The sequence below is a fragment of the Halomonas sp. A3H3 genome (assembly GCF_000982975.1).
GTDB classification, from domain to species: domain Bacteria; phylum Pseudomonadota; class Gammaproteobacteria; order Pseudomonadales; family Halomonadaceae; genus Vreelandella; species Vreelandella titanicae.
Genome location: NZ_HG423343.1, coordinates 3257487 through 3271588, shown reverse-complemented (window position 1 = coordinate 3271588; position 14102 = coordinate 3257487). Strand labels below are relative to the sequence as shown.

General features: G+C 53.9%; 13 protein-coding genes. 5 read left to right on the top strand and 8 right to left on the bottom strand.

What is annotated here, in order from left to right:
* The first annotated feature begins 79 nt into the window (after nucleotides 1-79).
* On the top strand, nucleotides 80-946 hold the full coding sequence (locus tag HALA3H3_RS14530; RefSeq protein WP_022522323.1) for a DMT family transporter: 867 nt from the start codon (nucleotides 80-82) through the stop codon (nucleotides 944-946).
* A gap of 5 nt (nucleotides 947-951) precedes the next feature.
* Here the strand turns inward: HALA3H3_RS14530 and HALA3H3_RS14525 are convergent, their stop codons facing one another.
* The 3 genes from HALA3H3_RS14525 to HALA3H3_RS14515 all read right to left on the bottom strand — a co-directional run bounded on the left by HALA3H3_RS14525 (nucleotide 952) and on the right by HALA3H3_RS14515 (nucleotide 3872).
* Nucleotides 952-1965 carry an asparaginase domain-containing protein gene (locus HALA3H3_RS14525; RefSeq protein WP_022522322.1) on the bottom strand — a complete coding sequence of 338 codons (1014 nt, stop codon included), beginning with the start codon at nucleotides 1963-1965 and terminating at the stop codon, nucleotides 952-954.
* 42 nt (nucleotides 1966-2007) lie between these two features.
* On the bottom strand, nucleotides 2008-3471 hold the full coding sequence (locus HALA3H3_RS14520; protein WP_022522321.1) for an alanine/glycine:cation symporter family protein: 1464 nt from the start codon (nucleotides 3469-3471) through the stop codon (nucleotides 2008-2010).
* A 185-nt stretch (nucleotides 3472-3656) separates the two neighbouring features.
* Nucleotides 3657-3872: a DUF2798 domain-containing protein gene (locus HALA3H3_RS14515; protein WP_022522320.1), complete on the bottom strand. Its 216-nt coding sequence runs from the start codon at nucleotides 3870-3872 to the stop codon at nucleotides 3657-3659.
* A 100-nt stretch (nucleotides 3873-3972) separates the two neighbouring features.
* Here HALA3H3_RS14515 and HALA3H3_RS14510 point away from each other — a divergent pair, with 100 nt between their 5' ends.
* Nucleotides 3973-4875, top strand: coding sequence for a LysR family transcriptional regulator (locus HALA3H3_RS14510; protein ID WP_022522319.1), 903 nt, complete (start codon nucleotides 3973-3975; stop codon nucleotides 4873-4875).
* A 79-nt stretch (nucleotides 4876-4954) separates the two neighbouring features.
* Here HALA3H3_RS14510 and HALA3H3_RS14505 read toward each other — a convergent pair whose 3' ends face one another.
* On the bottom strand, nucleotides 4955-7138 hold the full coding sequence (locus HALA3H3_RS14505; protein WP_022522318.1) for an OsmC domain/YcaO domain-containing protein: 2184 nt from the start codon (nucleotides 7136-7138) through the stop codon (nucleotides 4955-4957).
* A 172-nt stretch (nucleotides 7139-7310) separates the two neighbouring features.
* A complete protein-coding gene (locus HALA3H3_RS14500; RefSeq protein WP_022522317.1) occupies nucleotides 7311-7952 on the bottom strand; it encodes a TetR/AcrR family transcriptional regulator in 642 nt (213 codons plus the stop codon).
* 81 nt (nucleotides 7953-8033) lie between these two features.
* Here HALA3H3_RS14500 and fabF point away from each other — a divergent pair, with 81 nt between their 5' ends.
* A complete protein-coding gene (gene fabF / locus HALA3H3_RS14495; RefSeq protein WP_022522316.1) occupies nucleotides 8034-9305 on the top strand; it encodes a beta-ketoacyl-ACP synthase II in 1272 nt (423 codons plus the stop codon).
* Between the two features lie 222 nt (nucleotides 9306-9527).
* Here the strand turns inward: fabF and HALA3H3_RS14490 are convergent, their stop codons facing one another.
* Nucleotides 9528-10415 carry an alpha/beta fold hydrolase gene (locus HALA3H3_RS14490; RefSeq protein WP_022522315.1) on the bottom strand — a complete coding sequence of 296 codons (888 nt, stop codon included), beginning with the start codon at nucleotides 10413-10415 and terminating at the stop codon, nucleotides 9528-9530.
* A 117-nt stretch (nucleotides 10416-10532) separates the two neighbouring features.
* Complete coding sequence (locus tag HALA3H3_RS14485; RefSeq protein WP_009287358.1) at nucleotides 10533-11417, bottom strand: LysR family transcriptional regulator; 885 nt, start codon at nucleotides 11415-11417, stop codon at nucleotides 10533-10535.
* A 122-nt stretch (nucleotides 11418-11539) separates the two neighbouring features.
* On the opposite strand from HALA3H3_RS14485, the gene HALA3H3_RS14480 reads away from it, so the two are divergent.
* Both HALA3H3_RS14480 and HALA3H3_RS14475 read left to right on the top strand, forming a co-directional pair.
* The gene (locus HALA3H3_RS14480) at nucleotides 11540-12550 is read left to right on the top strand and encodes a zinc-binding alcohol dehydrogenase family protein (RefSeq protein WP_022522314.1); all 1011 of its coding nucleotides are present in this window, start codon (nucleotides 11540-11542) and stop codon (nucleotides 12548-12550) included.
* Between the two features lie 108 nt (nucleotides 12551-12658).
* Nucleotides 12659-13462, top strand: a complete 804-nt coding sequence (locus HALA3H3_RS14475; RefSeq protein WP_022522313.1) for a helix-turn-helix domain-containing protein — start codon at nucleotides 12659-12661, stop codon at nucleotides 13460-13462.
* Between the two features lie 26 nt (nucleotides 13463-13488).
* On the opposite strand, the gene HALA3H3_RS14470 is transcribed toward HALA3H3_RS14475, so the two are convergent.
* Complete coding sequence (locus tag HALA3H3_RS14470; RefSeq protein WP_022522312.1) at nucleotides 13489-14079, bottom strand: TetR/AcrR family transcriptional regulator; 591 nt, start codon at nucleotides 14077-14079, stop codon at nucleotides 13489-13491.
* Nucleotides 14080-14102: the final 23 nt, after the last annotated feature.

Here is a 14102-nt window from a genome sequence, read left to right as displayed (position 1 = left end):
AGCCATCGCTAAGCAGTAGAAATGCGTTTAAACATTCGTTGCTCCCGAGTGTTTACCGCTCAAGGACGATAGGTGAAATATGGCAGGCGCAAGCAGTTTATTGATAGCGCTGGCGGCCTTCTGCTGGGGGATATCTGGGGGAATCGCAGGCATTTTGTTAGACGACGGCTGGGATGCAGCCGTCGTGTCATTTTATCGAGGGTTTATAGGGCTTCTCTTCGCACTTGGGTGGCTGCTGCTTCAACGTCGGCATAGCGGCCTAAACAGCAAGCGGCTTTGGTTCTGGTCAGTGGTTGCAGGCCTGGGCGTCGCTGGCAATTTTACGTTCTATTTTCTTAGTATTGAGTATGGCAACGTTGCGGTCGCTGCCACCCTGATGTACTGCGCCCCTGTTTTTGTCTACCTCGTCTCATTTTCCCTCAAACTAGAGCGCCCCACCGCTGCCAAGTGGCTGGCCATTGCGCTGGTCATGGTGGGTATTGTGCTGTTAACCAAGCTGTATGCCATCAGCGCCAGTGGTCTCTCGTTAATTGGCGTAGGCACCGGGCTGCTTGCCGGGCTCTCTTATACAGCGTTCATTTTTGGTTTCAAGTATGCCGCGCCCCATGGCAGTCCTCAGGCAATTCTTTCGGTCGCCTTCACCGTGCTAGCCATCGCACTGCTGTTTCCAACGGACATTAACCAGGCTGTCAGCGTTATCAGCGCTCCGGAGCTGCCGCTGTTTGTGGCGCTGGGCATTCTCGGCGCTGGACTATCTTTTCTGCTGTACGTGGTAGGTATCAAGCATGCGGCACCTGCGCTAGCCTCCATGGTTGCCATGGTCGAGCCGATTACCGCCACCCTGTTTGGTGTAGCGGTGTTAAACGAAAGCCTGGGCGTTATTCAAATGGTCGGTATGGGGATCATCTTGCTAACCGTCACCGCGCTGAGCGTTTCTTCCCGCTGATAAGCTTAACGGCTACACTCACCGCGCATGGGCGCACTCAATGCCTTGCTCAGCATTGACCCCACCAGCCCTTGCCCAATGAGTACGGTTAGTTTCGCGATAGCTGCTTCCAGGGTAATATCACTTCCGGCAATCACGCCCGCTTGATTGAGTGCGGCACCGGTGGCGTAGGCGCCCTGCACTACCTCGCCTTGGGCACACTGGGTGACGTTAAGCAGCGCTACGCCTCTCTCGCTGGCCGCCTTCAAGGCGTCAAGCAGCTCGCCTTCAAAGCTAAGCGGGTTGCCAACCCCGTAGCTATAAAGCACCAGCCCTTTTAGCGTTTTATCCGCCAGCAACGCCTTTGCGCGGCGCAGCGACATTCCTGGATGCAGCGGCAGTACCGCCACCGCCTCGTCGTCCACCTCAATAGGTGCAAAATTCGGTTTACCGCTTAGCAGCGCCGAGGGCTGAGGGAAGTTTATACCAATGCCAAGCTCGGCAAGCCAGGGGAAGTTGGGTGAGTCGAAGGCATCCAAGCCTTGAGTGCGCACCTTGCGGGCTCGGTTACCGCGCAACAGCCGGTCGTGAAACACCAGGCTTACTTCACAAGGTGTTGCGGGGTGAACCGCAAGCTGCAGCGCGCTGAACACATTATTCAGCGCATCGCTTCTTGGCTCACCCAGGGGAATTTGGGAGCCGGTGAAGATCACCGGCTTATTCAACGCACCGAGCATAAACGAAAGCGCCGCGGCGCTGTACGCCATGGTATCGGTGCCATGGAGTATCACAAACGCTTCATAGCACGACCAGTGGATTTCCAGCTGTGCCACCAAACGGTTCCAGGCCTCTGGCATTAGCTCGGCGCTATCAATCAACGGCTGCATTTCCAGCACATCAAACGCTGGCAGCCGGTAAAGATCGTCCAATGCCAAATGCGCCGCTAGGCGTTCGGCCAGCCCCGCGCAAGGTATATAACCCTGTGACGATGGCTGCATACCAATAGTCCCACCGGTATAGAGCATCAGTACGCGGGGCATGGCCACTCCTTTCCTAATCAGTACAGTCGTCTAAATAAATACTTACTTCGCAGGCACGCCTTCCAGGCGCTGCTTTAACGCTTCGGCCTCTTCAGGCTCTAGCTCCCAGGCTTTTGGATCCAGGTCAAGATCTGGGTGCTGGTTAGCGTCAAAAATCGGCTGTTTGATGCCCTGCCGACGCTGACCATCGAAGTCCTTCAAAATGCGCAGGCCGCACTTGAACAGCATGATCAGCGCAATCAGGTTGACCACGGCGAGCAGCCCCATGGTGACATCAGCAAAGCCGAACACGGTGCCCAAATCAGTGGTCGCGCCCCAGCAAACCAACAGCACGATGGCAACGCGGAAGGCGTTAAACAGGTTCTGGTTGTCGCGGCTAAAGAAGTTGAGGCTGTTCTCACCCAAGTAGTAGTTGTAGAGAATGGTGCTAAACGCAAACAGCAACAGTGCCAAACTGACAAAAGTGCGGCCCCATTCGCCCACATGGTCGGCCAGCGCTGCCTGGGTCAGGGCGATGCCTTCAACACCAGCACCTACGGTCGGGTCATAAGCACCGCTGAGCAGAATCACAAACGCCGTGGCGGAACAGATAATCACGGTATCGATAAATACCGAAAACGCCTGCACGATGCCCTGGTTGGCAGGGTGCGGCACATAGGCCACCGCCGCGACGTTTGGCGCACTACCCAAGCCCGCTTCATTAGAGAACAGGCCACGCTTCAGGCCCATCATAATTGCCGCGCCAATACCGCCACCAATCAGTGGTTCAAGGCCGAAAGCGCTCTTTACAATCAGCACAATCACGCCAGGTATTTCCGTAATATTCATGGCGATGACCAGCAGCGCAATGGCGATATAGCTCACCGCCATAAAGGGCACCAAAACCTCGGAAATACGTGCAATACGCTTAATACCGCCGAAAATAATCAGCCCTACCAGCATCGCCAGGGCAATACCGCTATAAAGCACCGGTACGCCAAAAGCATCGCCGAAAGAGGTTGCCACCGCATAGGATTGCAGTGCGGTAAAGGCAAAACCGAAGGTCAACAGCAGCAGTACCGAGTAGAACGCTGCCAGCCAGCGCCACTGCTTACCCAGCCCTTTAACAATGTAGTACGCGGGGCCGCCGCGATAGGTGCCGTCACCTTCGGCTTCTTTATAGGTCTGTGCCAGGGTGCATTCCAAAAAGCTGGTGGCCATACCCATTAAACCCACCAACCACATCCAAAAAATCGCCCCTGGGCCACCCAAGGTAATCGCAACCGCTACGCCGGCGATGTTGCCACCACCAACGCGCCCAGCCACTGAGAGCACCAGCGCCTGAAACGAGCTTAAATGGCCGTGTTTATTGCGCTTAAAGGCTTGGCCGGAACCGAGGATGCGAAACATCTCACCGAAATAACGAAACTGTACAAAGCGGGACGCAACGGTAAAACCGATGCCAACGCCCACCAGCAGCACTAGTAGAACCTTCCCCCACAGGAGGTCATTGAGCATATCGAGCATGTGATTCTCTCCGCGTTTTTGTATTAGCGTTATGTTTGAATTCGCGTCGTTTGTTATCGCGCTTGTGGAATTCGCGCCGCGGAGAACGTTTTACCAAGTGTGGGGCAGGATTAAATTTGGCGCAGCGGTGCAGTTGTGTGCACTCGCTGCATCAGTGGGTGCACCATAGTGCATCAGGCAAGCCGTCAGACCTTCTCGGCAATGCGGTGGGCTAACTTATGGATAAAGGGGCCGCTGATAAACGCAATGATCCCAGCGGCTGGCCAGGCAAGAAACCAAGCGTGCATCCAGATGCCAACAAAATCAGCATGCATGCCGATATTCACGTAGGTCACCCAGGCAGACATAATTAGCGATAGCGTAAACGACATGAGAATAGCGAAGATAATTCTATGTTTCATGAGAGTACCTAAGGATGATGTATAAGTGCAGGTAGATTAACAAACATCTATAACGGTAATATATGCCAATATATGAGAATCAATTTTACAGAATTGCAAAATGCGAAAACCCTCGTTAGATGACCTAAATATCTTTATCGTGGCCGCTAATCAACGCAGTCTCACGGCTGCGGCGGCACCGTTGAAGATGACTATTGCCACCGTGTCGAGGCGTATAAGCGCATTAGAAGCCACGCTAGGCGTTGAGTTGCTCTATCGCTCAACCAAGGGGTTGACGTTGACGCCTCACGGCGAATCCTACTACCGCGAATGTGAGGAATTGGTGCTCGCACTAGATCAGCGCATTTTGGATCTGGATCAAACGCTGCATAGCCTAAGCGGGCCGTTGAAAATTATGGCGCCGGTCAATTTGGGCAGCGGGCCGCTAGATGCATTTTGGCGTCACTTTATCCATCGCTACCCTGAGATTTCGCTGACCATCGAGCTGGACAACAACGTAGCCGACATTCGCGGCCAACAAGCGGATATTGCACTACGCTCTGGGCCACAAAAAGACGATACGCTGATCCAGAAATACCTGGGCTATATAGAGCTCATATTGGTGGCATCACCCACCATGATGCATCCTCTTCCCAGTAAGATTGATGAGTTAGAAGCGTGCCCCAGCGTGGCCGCCAAAATGTTTAGCGACTGGCATCTCACGCACAGGGAAGGCAGTCAGTACACTTGCCGCAAAAGCCATTTTCACATCAGTAACGACATGAGTATTGTGCTGAATCTCACCCAATCGGGCGCCGGCGTTTCCTTGATGCCTACCAGCATGGTGGCCAACAGCCTACAAACGGGGGAGTTAATCCGAGTACTGCCTGAGTGGCAGGGGCTCAACAGGGAAATTTTCCTGGTATGGCCCTACCGGCGAAGCCTTTCAGCGCGGGCCAAGCTGTTTCGCAGCGAGTTAATCGAATTCCTCAGTCACCAATCCTGGTTCCACTCTGCTGATTAGACCGACTGTACGGAGCAAACCGGCTTCTCTACTGGCGCCGTAACGCCAGCAGTTAACGATCATCATTTTTGGATAATGCTTAGATGCCCGCTTTTGCCGCCCGAGCAGCGTGGAGCTTTTTATAGCTTTCAATCAAGCGCTGGTGGCGCTCTAGGCCTTCTAACTGCATGTTAGTGGGCGTTAGGCCGTGGAAACGTACCTCGCCACTCACTGAACCAACCACCGCCACCATGGTGGCTTCGCCGAACATGCGCTGGAAGTTATGCAGATAATCTTCAAGCGCCAGCTCGTCATCCAACACAATTTCCAGCACCGCGTTCACCGCCTGGTAGAACAGGCCGCGCTCGACGGTGTTGTCGTTGTACTGCAGGAACATCTGCACACAGTCCAGCGCTTCTTCGTGACGGCCAAGCGCCAGGTAGACCAACAGCTTCAGTTCCAGAATCGTCAGCTGTCCCCACTCGGTGTTTTCATCAAACTCGATACCAATCAGCGTAATGATATCGGCGTGGTCATCCATCTGGCTCTCTTCCAGCCGCTCGACCAGGTCAGTCAGTTGATCATCGTCGAGGCGATGCAGATTAAGAATATCCTCGCGGTAATCCAGCGCCTTATTGGTGTTATCCCAGATCAGATCTTCGATGGGATATACCTCCGAGTAGCCCGGCACCAGAATTCGGCACACCGGCGCGCCCAGGTCTTCGTGTACCGCCATATACACTTCGGCACCCAGCTCTTCAAAGATACCAAACAGTGTCTCGGCTTCTTCCTCGTTGCTGCCGGAGAAGTCCCACTCGCTGAATTCAAAATCGGGCTTGGCGCTAAAGAAGCGCCAGGAGACCACGCCCACCGAGTCGATAAAGTGCTCAACGAAGTTGTTGGGCTCGGAAACCGTCTGTGAGTTAAAAGTGGGCAGCGGCAGATCGTTCAGGCCTTCGAAACTTCGACCTTGTAGCAGCTCGGTCAAGCTGCGTTCCAGCGCCACTTCAAAGCTTGGGTGGGCACCAAAGGAGGCAAACACGCCACCGGTGCGCGGGTTCATCAAGGTGACGCACATCACCGGGAACTGCCCGCCCATGGAGGCATCTTTGACCAACACTGGGAACCCCTGGGCTTCCAGAGCGTTAATACCCTCTACTATGCTTGGGTACTTTGCTAACACTTCCTGCGGTACATCCGGCAGGGTTAGCTCCTGCTCAAGGATTTCACGCTTCACTGCCCGTTCGAAAATTTCCGACAGACACTGCACCTGGGCTTCCACCAGGGTATTGCCCGCGCTCATGCCGTTACTCAGGAACAGGTTTTCGATCAGGTTGGAAGGAAAGTAAACCGTTTCGCCATCGGATTGACGCACATAAGGCAGCGAGACAATGCCCCGGTCTTCGCGCCCCGAGTTGGTATCGATCAGGTTTGAGCCGCACAGCTCGCCTTCCGGGTTATAGATCGCCAAGCAGTGCTCGTCGAGGATTTCCGCAGGCAGTTCATCGTTCGGGCCCGGCTTGAACCACTTCTCATTGGGGTAGTGAACAAAGGCGCTGCCCGCCATCTCTTCGCCAAAGAACTGGTCGTTATAGAAGAAGTTGCAGCTCAGACGTTCGATAAACTCGCCCAACGCCGAACACAGCGCACTCTCTTTGGTCGCGCCTTTGCCGTTGGTAAAGCACATGGGGGAGGCCGCATCGCGAATATGCAATGACCAAACATGAGGCACGATATTACGCCAGGAGGCGATTTCGATCTTCATGCCCAGGTCAGCAAGGATCGCGCTCATATTGGCAATGGTCTGCTCCAGCGGCAGGTCTTTACCTTCGATGTAGGTACTGCCGCCTTCCGGCGCGCCCATAAGCAGCGCCTGGGCGTCCTCATCGATGTTTTCTACCGTCTCGATTTGGAAATCAGGGCCAGTTTGCACCACTTTCTTGACCGTGCAGCGGTCAATGGAGCGCAGAATGCCCTGGCGGTCTTTTTCAGAAATATCTTCAGGCAGCTCGACCTGGATTTTGAAAATCTGCTTATAGCGATCTTCCGGATCGACGATATTATTCTGGGAAAGACGAATATTTTCGGTAGGAATATCGCGGGCGTTGCAATACACCTTTACAAAGTAGGCCGCACACATGGCAGACGATGCCAGGAAGTAGTCAAACGGCCCCGGTGCCGAGCCGTCACCTTTATAGCGAATCGGCTGGTCGGAGATAACCGTAAAATCGTCGAACTTGGCCTCCAGGCGGAGGTTGTCGAGATAGTTAACTTTGATTTCCATGAGCGGGCATCCGGAGCAATGAGTTTGACTAGCAGTGGGCAGTAGGCGAATTGCGGCCCATTATCCAGTTTTTTACCCGCTTCGTCTTGGTCAGTCTCCCAAATCATCTACCACATGTCGTGCAAAAATGGTTGTTCTTACTACAGCAGCAACTCGGGGTTCTCTTCACGCACTATTGAGCTTGCATCATACGCTCCGCCTCAGCTTCGCTGACCCCGAGCATCAGCAAAATCTGGCGTTGTGTGGCTACCAACACCTGCTTTCGCTCCACCTCCCCCGGCAAACTTTTGGCAATGGCGACGGCCCCTATCAAGGAGGCCAATATGACCCGGGATTTATCAGCAATCGCTTTGCGGTCATCGGCAAAGGGAAGTTGTTTCAGCTTACTCAGCGCTATCAATCGCGTTTCAAGCATCTTTTTCATACTCATATATGACGCTTCAAACATAGTGCGGATTTCTGCTTTTTCACTGCCTATTTCATTGAACAGTACCGCTTCAGGCCCCGGCTTATGCTTAGCTTCCAACTCTTGGAGATTGCAGTAGTTAGCGACTAACTCGGTTAAGTGCTGCAACGAAAGCGGGCCTTTTACCAGTCTCGCTGCTCGGCTGTTATCAATGGTCAGACGCACAGACTCATTGTAAAGGGCCTCTTTTGAAGCGAAATGTGCATAAAAGGCGCCATGGGTCATCTTGGCTAGCTTCATGATCTGACCGATCGACACCTTTTGAAACCCATTGCGGCTGAATAGCTCTGTCGCCGAAGCCAAAATGCGCTCTTTGGTTTTCGATTTATGGCTCTTGGGATAAGGCATATCTACCTCGTCAGCTAAATATTATCTTGATCATATATTGCCCATTGCTAGGGTGACCATATCAATAACTCAGGAGTCACTATGCACTCACCTATCGTGATTACTGGCATGGGTATGGTCAGCCCGCTAGGCAACAGCGTCAACACAAGTTGGCAGCGACTGGTTAACGGTCAGTCTGGCATCAGCACCATTGACCGCTTTGACACAAGTAATATCCCGATCAAAATTGCCGGGGTGGTGCCGAGCATTAGCCATGACCCCAGCGGCGGTATTGACCTGGATGAGATAGCTGACCCCAAAGAGCAGCGCAAAATGGACTTGTTCAGCCTCTACGCATTGGCGGCAGCCAAAGAGGCACTGTCACAGGCCAACTGGTTTCCCGTTGAGCAGGCTCAGAAACGCAGAACGGCCACCATTATTGGTTCCGGCATTGGCGGCTTCCCTACCATTACTCAAGCCCAAAAAACCCTTGCCGAGCGAGGCTATCGCAAACTTTCCCCCTTCACGGTGCCCGCCTTTCTAGCCAATTTGGCTGCGGGCAATCTGTCCATTCGCTATGGTTTTCAAGGCCCACTGGGGTGCCCAGTAACGGCTTGCGCGGCAGGTCTACAGGCGATTGGCGACGGTATGCGCATCATACGCAATGGAGAAGCCGATGTAGCCCTCGTCGGCGGTGCCGAGGCATGTATTGACCCGCTTTCACTGGCCAGCTTTAACGCTCTAAAGGCCGTTTCCACAGAAGCAGACAACCCTGAACGCGCGTCCAGACCCTTTGATAAAGCCCGTAACGGTTTTGTGATGGGAGAAGGCGCTGGCGTTATGGTGATCGAAACGCTTGAGCATGCGGTCGCGCGGGGTGCAACGCCGTTAGCGGTGATTAGCGGCTACGGCACCAGCGCAGATGCCTATCATCTAACGGCAGGCCCAAAAGATGGGGCTGGCGCAGCAGCAGCGATTCAAGCAGCGCTAGGCATGGCGAACCTTACCACTGATGCTATTGACCATATCAATGCCCACGCTACCTCGACCCCCGTTGGCGACCGGGCTGAAATTGCCTCATTGCGTAATGTATTCGGCGAGCGCTTGCCCGCCATCCCGATTTCGGCAACGAAAGCCGCCACAGGCCATCTCTTAGGCGCAGCAGGGGGCATAGAGAGTATTTTCTCTGTATTGGCAGCCAATACGCAGCAACTTCCGCCTACCATCAATCTTGAGCACTGCGATGATGATATGCAGGATTTAACCTTCGTCACGGCGACTCATCATAAGCACGTCACTAAGCATGTATTGTGCAACGGATTCGGTTTTGGTGGCGTCAATGCGGCGCTTATTGTTAGCAGTATCGAGCGTTAAAGACGGAAATAAATAAACCGATCTGCCGCCAGGCTATGATCGGTTTATCTAAACACTATTGTCACCCTGCCTTGCCTAGCAGCCTGTCGGACTTAACACTGATCTACTGCGAATCCCGGTATTTTGGCCAACTTTATTCGATCGATTTCGTTAAATAGCGCGCTATTCGCCTCAATCGATCGATAAATTTGGCTCAAAATCCGTACTTCTCGCGACGATCGGTCAAGCCCGACAGGCTGCTAGAAACGGCAGCGCTTCCCCAAGCAGCATTTCGGGAACTTCCTCAGCGATGTAGTGGCCGCAAGGAAGCGCCTTGCCTTCTATATCAATGGCGACTTTTTGCCATTCACTTAGGGCATCAAAGCAGGCTTCAATGGCGCCTTCCGCGCCCCACATCACTTTTAACGGGCAGGTGAGTTTTACGCCCGCATCGATATCGGCCTGATCATGCTCCAAATCGATGGTGGCGCTGGCGCGGTAGTCACCGCAAATGCCGGTGGCGGTACCGGGGAGCGACAAGCAGCGCTCATATTCGGCCAGGGCTTCTGAGGAGAAAGGCGCCATACCGGCACTGCGGGCACCCATTACGCTTTTCAGATATTGGGTGGGATCGCTCTGGATCAGCATTTCCGGCAGCGGCTGAGGCCGAATCAAGAAGAACCAGTGCCAGTAACTGCGTGCAAAGGCCTCGTTGGTGCCGCGATACATGGCAAGCGTCGGGGCGATATCCAGCAGCACCATGCGCTCTACGCGTTCAGCGTGGTCAACACCTAAACGGTGGGCGACCCGCGCGCCGCGATCATGGGCCAGCACTTTAAAACGCTCGAAACCCAGCGCGCTCATTAGCTCAGCCATATCCTGCGCCATAGCGCGCTTGGAGTAATTTAGATGCTCAGGATCATCGTCGGGTTTACTGCTGTCACCGTATCCGCGCAGATCCGCGGCGATAACGGTGAAATGTTGGGCAAGTTCTTCTGCTACTTTGTGCCAAATCACGTGGGTCTGAGGGTGGCCATGAAGCAGTAGCAGTGCCGGGCCTCTGCCACCCATTCGAAAAGCGATCTCGACGCCATTAACGTGGCGCGTTTGTTTTTCAAACCCATGAAACATGGTGTTCTCCTGGTCTGCTGGCAATGTAACTAACACAACGTAATCGCGTAACCCTTTTATAAACGCCTATATCAGTGATTCGCAATACAAGTTGATGTTAAACCCTGACCTCAGTCGCTAGCGGCTGTAACCTTTTAACTGCTGAATAAGAAAGTCTTTTAACGCTATCACGGCAGGCGTCAATGAAAGGCGATGAGGGCACACAAGGTAAAGCGGCGTTGGCTCGCAGGGAAACTCCTCCAGCATTGCCACTAGGCGACCATTGCGAAGATCTTCTTCAACGTCTAGCCGTGACTTGTAAGCAATGCCCTCGCCAGCCAATGCCCAGCGCCGCACACAATCGGCATCGTCGCTCACCCGATTGCCTTTTACGTTGATGTTGTCACTCCCAAACTTCCACTGGTTATGAACACGTTCGCCAAGCACGAAACACAGACAGTTGTGCTGGTGTAAATCGTCGGGGTAAGCAGGACTGCCATGACGCGTAATATAGTCTGGAGAGGCACATACCACGCGATAGTTATCGCTTTTAAGCGGCAATGCGACGAGGCTGGAGTCTTCTGGAACGCCGTATCGCAGGGCGATTTCTACGGGTTGGCGGAACAGGTCACTCACGCGGTCACTTACTCGCAGGCGTAAATGCAACTGCGGGTGCTGGGCCATAAAGGTGTCCAACCAGCCCAGCAGCACATTGCGACCCAGGTCGGAAGGCATGGCAAGACTGAGCTCTCCAGCGATCTCTTGGCGCTCGCGGTGAAGTTCTTTCTCGCCTTGGTTGAGAGCATTGAGCGCCGCTTTAGCGTGCACAAGGTAGTGTGCGCCCGCGGTGGTTAGCCGCAAACTGCGGGTAGAGCGCACCAATAGCCGTGTGCCTAGCGCGTCTTCCAAACGTTTGATGGCCACACTGGCCACCGCTGGAGTAATCGCTAACTCCCGCGCAGCGGCAGAAAGGCTGCCGTACTCGGCGGCATAGGTCAGCACTTTTAGATCATCGACACGCATTAGACCCCCTGGCGCCTGCTATCTTCAAAATTTATTAGAAACTGTTAGCAAGATTACCCCTCTTTTTAGCAAAACAACATCCAGGCATGATGGCGCAACGACAACTCACGAGACTCCCCATTATGAAAGCGATTGCCTTTACCCAAAGTCTGCCTATTGATCATCCTGATGCACTTCAAGAGATTGAGTTACCGATCCCAACACCAGAAGCCCACGATATTCGTGTTGCGGTTAGCGCCATTTCCGTAAACCCCGTTGATGCCAAAGTGCGCAACAGCGCCTTGCCGAAAACCGGCGAGCCGCGCGTACTTGGGTACGATGCTGTGGGCATTGTGGATGCCGTTGGCAGCGCCGTTACGCGTTTTCAGCCAGGTGACCGGGTGTGGTATGCGGGTAACGTTGCTCGCCAAGGCTCTAACGCCGAGTTTCAACTGGTCGATGAGCGCATCGCCAGCCTAGCGCCAAAAAGCCTTTCTGACACTGAAGCCGCTGCGCTTCCATTAACCGCCATTACCGCTTGGGAACTGCTGTTTGACCGGCTAGAGCTGGGCATGCGCGATACCCAAGGCAAAAGCCTGTTGGTGATTGGCGCAGCGGGGGGCGTGGGCTCAATCCTTGTGCAACTTGCCAAACAGCTCACCGATATTACTGTTATTGGTACGGCGTCTCGGCCCGAAAGCCAATCCTGGGTGAAGTCGCTAGGCGCGGACGCAGTGATTGACCACCACCAACCACTTGATCAGGCGCTTAAAGTGGCAGGCTTTGACGGGGTGGATATGGTGATCAGCCTTAACCAAACCGATCACCACTTTGAGGCCATTGTTGAAGCCCTTAAGCCTCAGGGCAAATTGGCACTGATTGATGACCCGGAACTGATCGATGTGCGGAAGCTCAAAGTGAAAAGCCTTTCGCTGCATTGGGAGCTGATGTTTACCCGCCCGTTATTCACCACCGACGATCTTGCCAAGCAGCACGATCTGCTCACAGAAGTGGCAGCCATGGTCGATGATGGAAGGCTAACAACCACCTTAGGCGAGGTGTTAGGCCCCATTAATGCTGAGAATCTAAAACGCGCGCACGCACTTATTGAGAGCAACCGCACGATCGGCAAACTGGTCTTGGAAGGTTTTTAAACAAAAAATTGCTTAATGGGCGCGACGGCCCTGGCACAAGGCCGTTGCACTCTGAGGCGTGAACCATCACATTAGGCAGCCACGACACCAAGAGAATCGAGTCACCCCATGCATGACGATTTTGTGGCCAACCTGCGCCTGCTCTGCAGCTACTACCCGTCTATTGCAGAGGTTTGTCGGCGTTTAACGATCAACCGTGCTCAGTTTAACCGCTACCTGAGTGGGCGCTACCGCCCCAGCCACGCCGCTCTTCAGCGCATTTGCCACTTTTTCGGCGTCACCACTGAGGATATCGCGCTACCCCATCATGATTTTCGTGCTCTGGTACAAACCGGCCAGCTCAATAGAGAAGCAACCCCAGCAACGCTGCCTTGGCCTAACGCGCTGGTTCAGCGCGGCAGCGAAGGCATGGAGCGCTATATTGGCCGTTACTTTGAGCTTTATCACTCAATGTCGCGACCGGGGCAGTTAATGCGAACTTTGGTGTGCCTGGAAGCACGGGAAGGTGGCGTGGTCTATCAGCGCACCGAGCGGATGCAGACCACGCCCGGCTCCCGCCCGTGTCACAATCGTTATGTAGGTACCGCGGTTAAGCTTGCTGATCGACTCTTTTTGGTCGACCACGAAACCCTTAACGGCCATGAAATCACTCAGACGATTCTGTTTCCGAGTTTTCAGAGCCAAGTAACGCGTTTGACCGGCTTAAAAATAGGCGTGGCGGATAACAGTGAACGCATGCCCTGCTGTGTGCGGGTGGTGTATCAACGCCTGGATGAACAGGTCAGCCTGCGCGAAGCGCTGGCACAGTGCGGTTTAATAACACTGGACGACCCTTCACTTGATGACGCTCTAATAGCCGCCACTCGAAACGATGTGGCCGCTGATGAGCATCACTTCAGAGCTCGTCACTAGAGCACGGATGTTTAAGTAGGTAAGCGTTAAGAGGAAGGCACCAGCACTTGCTGGAACAGAATCTTTTCAAAGTGTTCCATGGGCTCGACGGATTTCAACGTCTTGGCGCGTAGAATAGCGCCTTCCCAGCCGGTAAGAATAAAGCTGGCTAGCGCTTCTGGGGGCGAATGGGTGGCAATATCTCCCCGCGCCTGGGCATCTTCCAGGCAGCGCACAAAACGCTGCTCCCAGCGCTGAAAGACTAGATTTAGCGCATCGCGGAAGGTATCGCTCTGCCCCGAAAGCTCTTGGCCAAGGTTGCCAATCAAACAGCCCGTGGCGTGGTCGCACTCGTGCATATGCTCACGGCCAGCCGCGAAGTAACGTTTTAGACGCTCAAGCGGCGGCGTGTCATTATCTTCCAGCAGCGCCATCAACGTTTCATCATAGCTGGCGGCAAAACGCTCGATCACCGCCAACCCGAAATCTTCTTTGCTGGAAAAGTAGTGATAGAAAGAGCCTTTAGGCACACCGCAGGTTTTTAAAACGGCATTAATGCCCGTTGCGTTGTAGCCTTGCTGACTAATCAGCTGGGCGCCGCTATCGATTAATTTGTCGCGCGTTGCAGTATTTTTCATATGCCTAAAGTAGACCAGTCAGT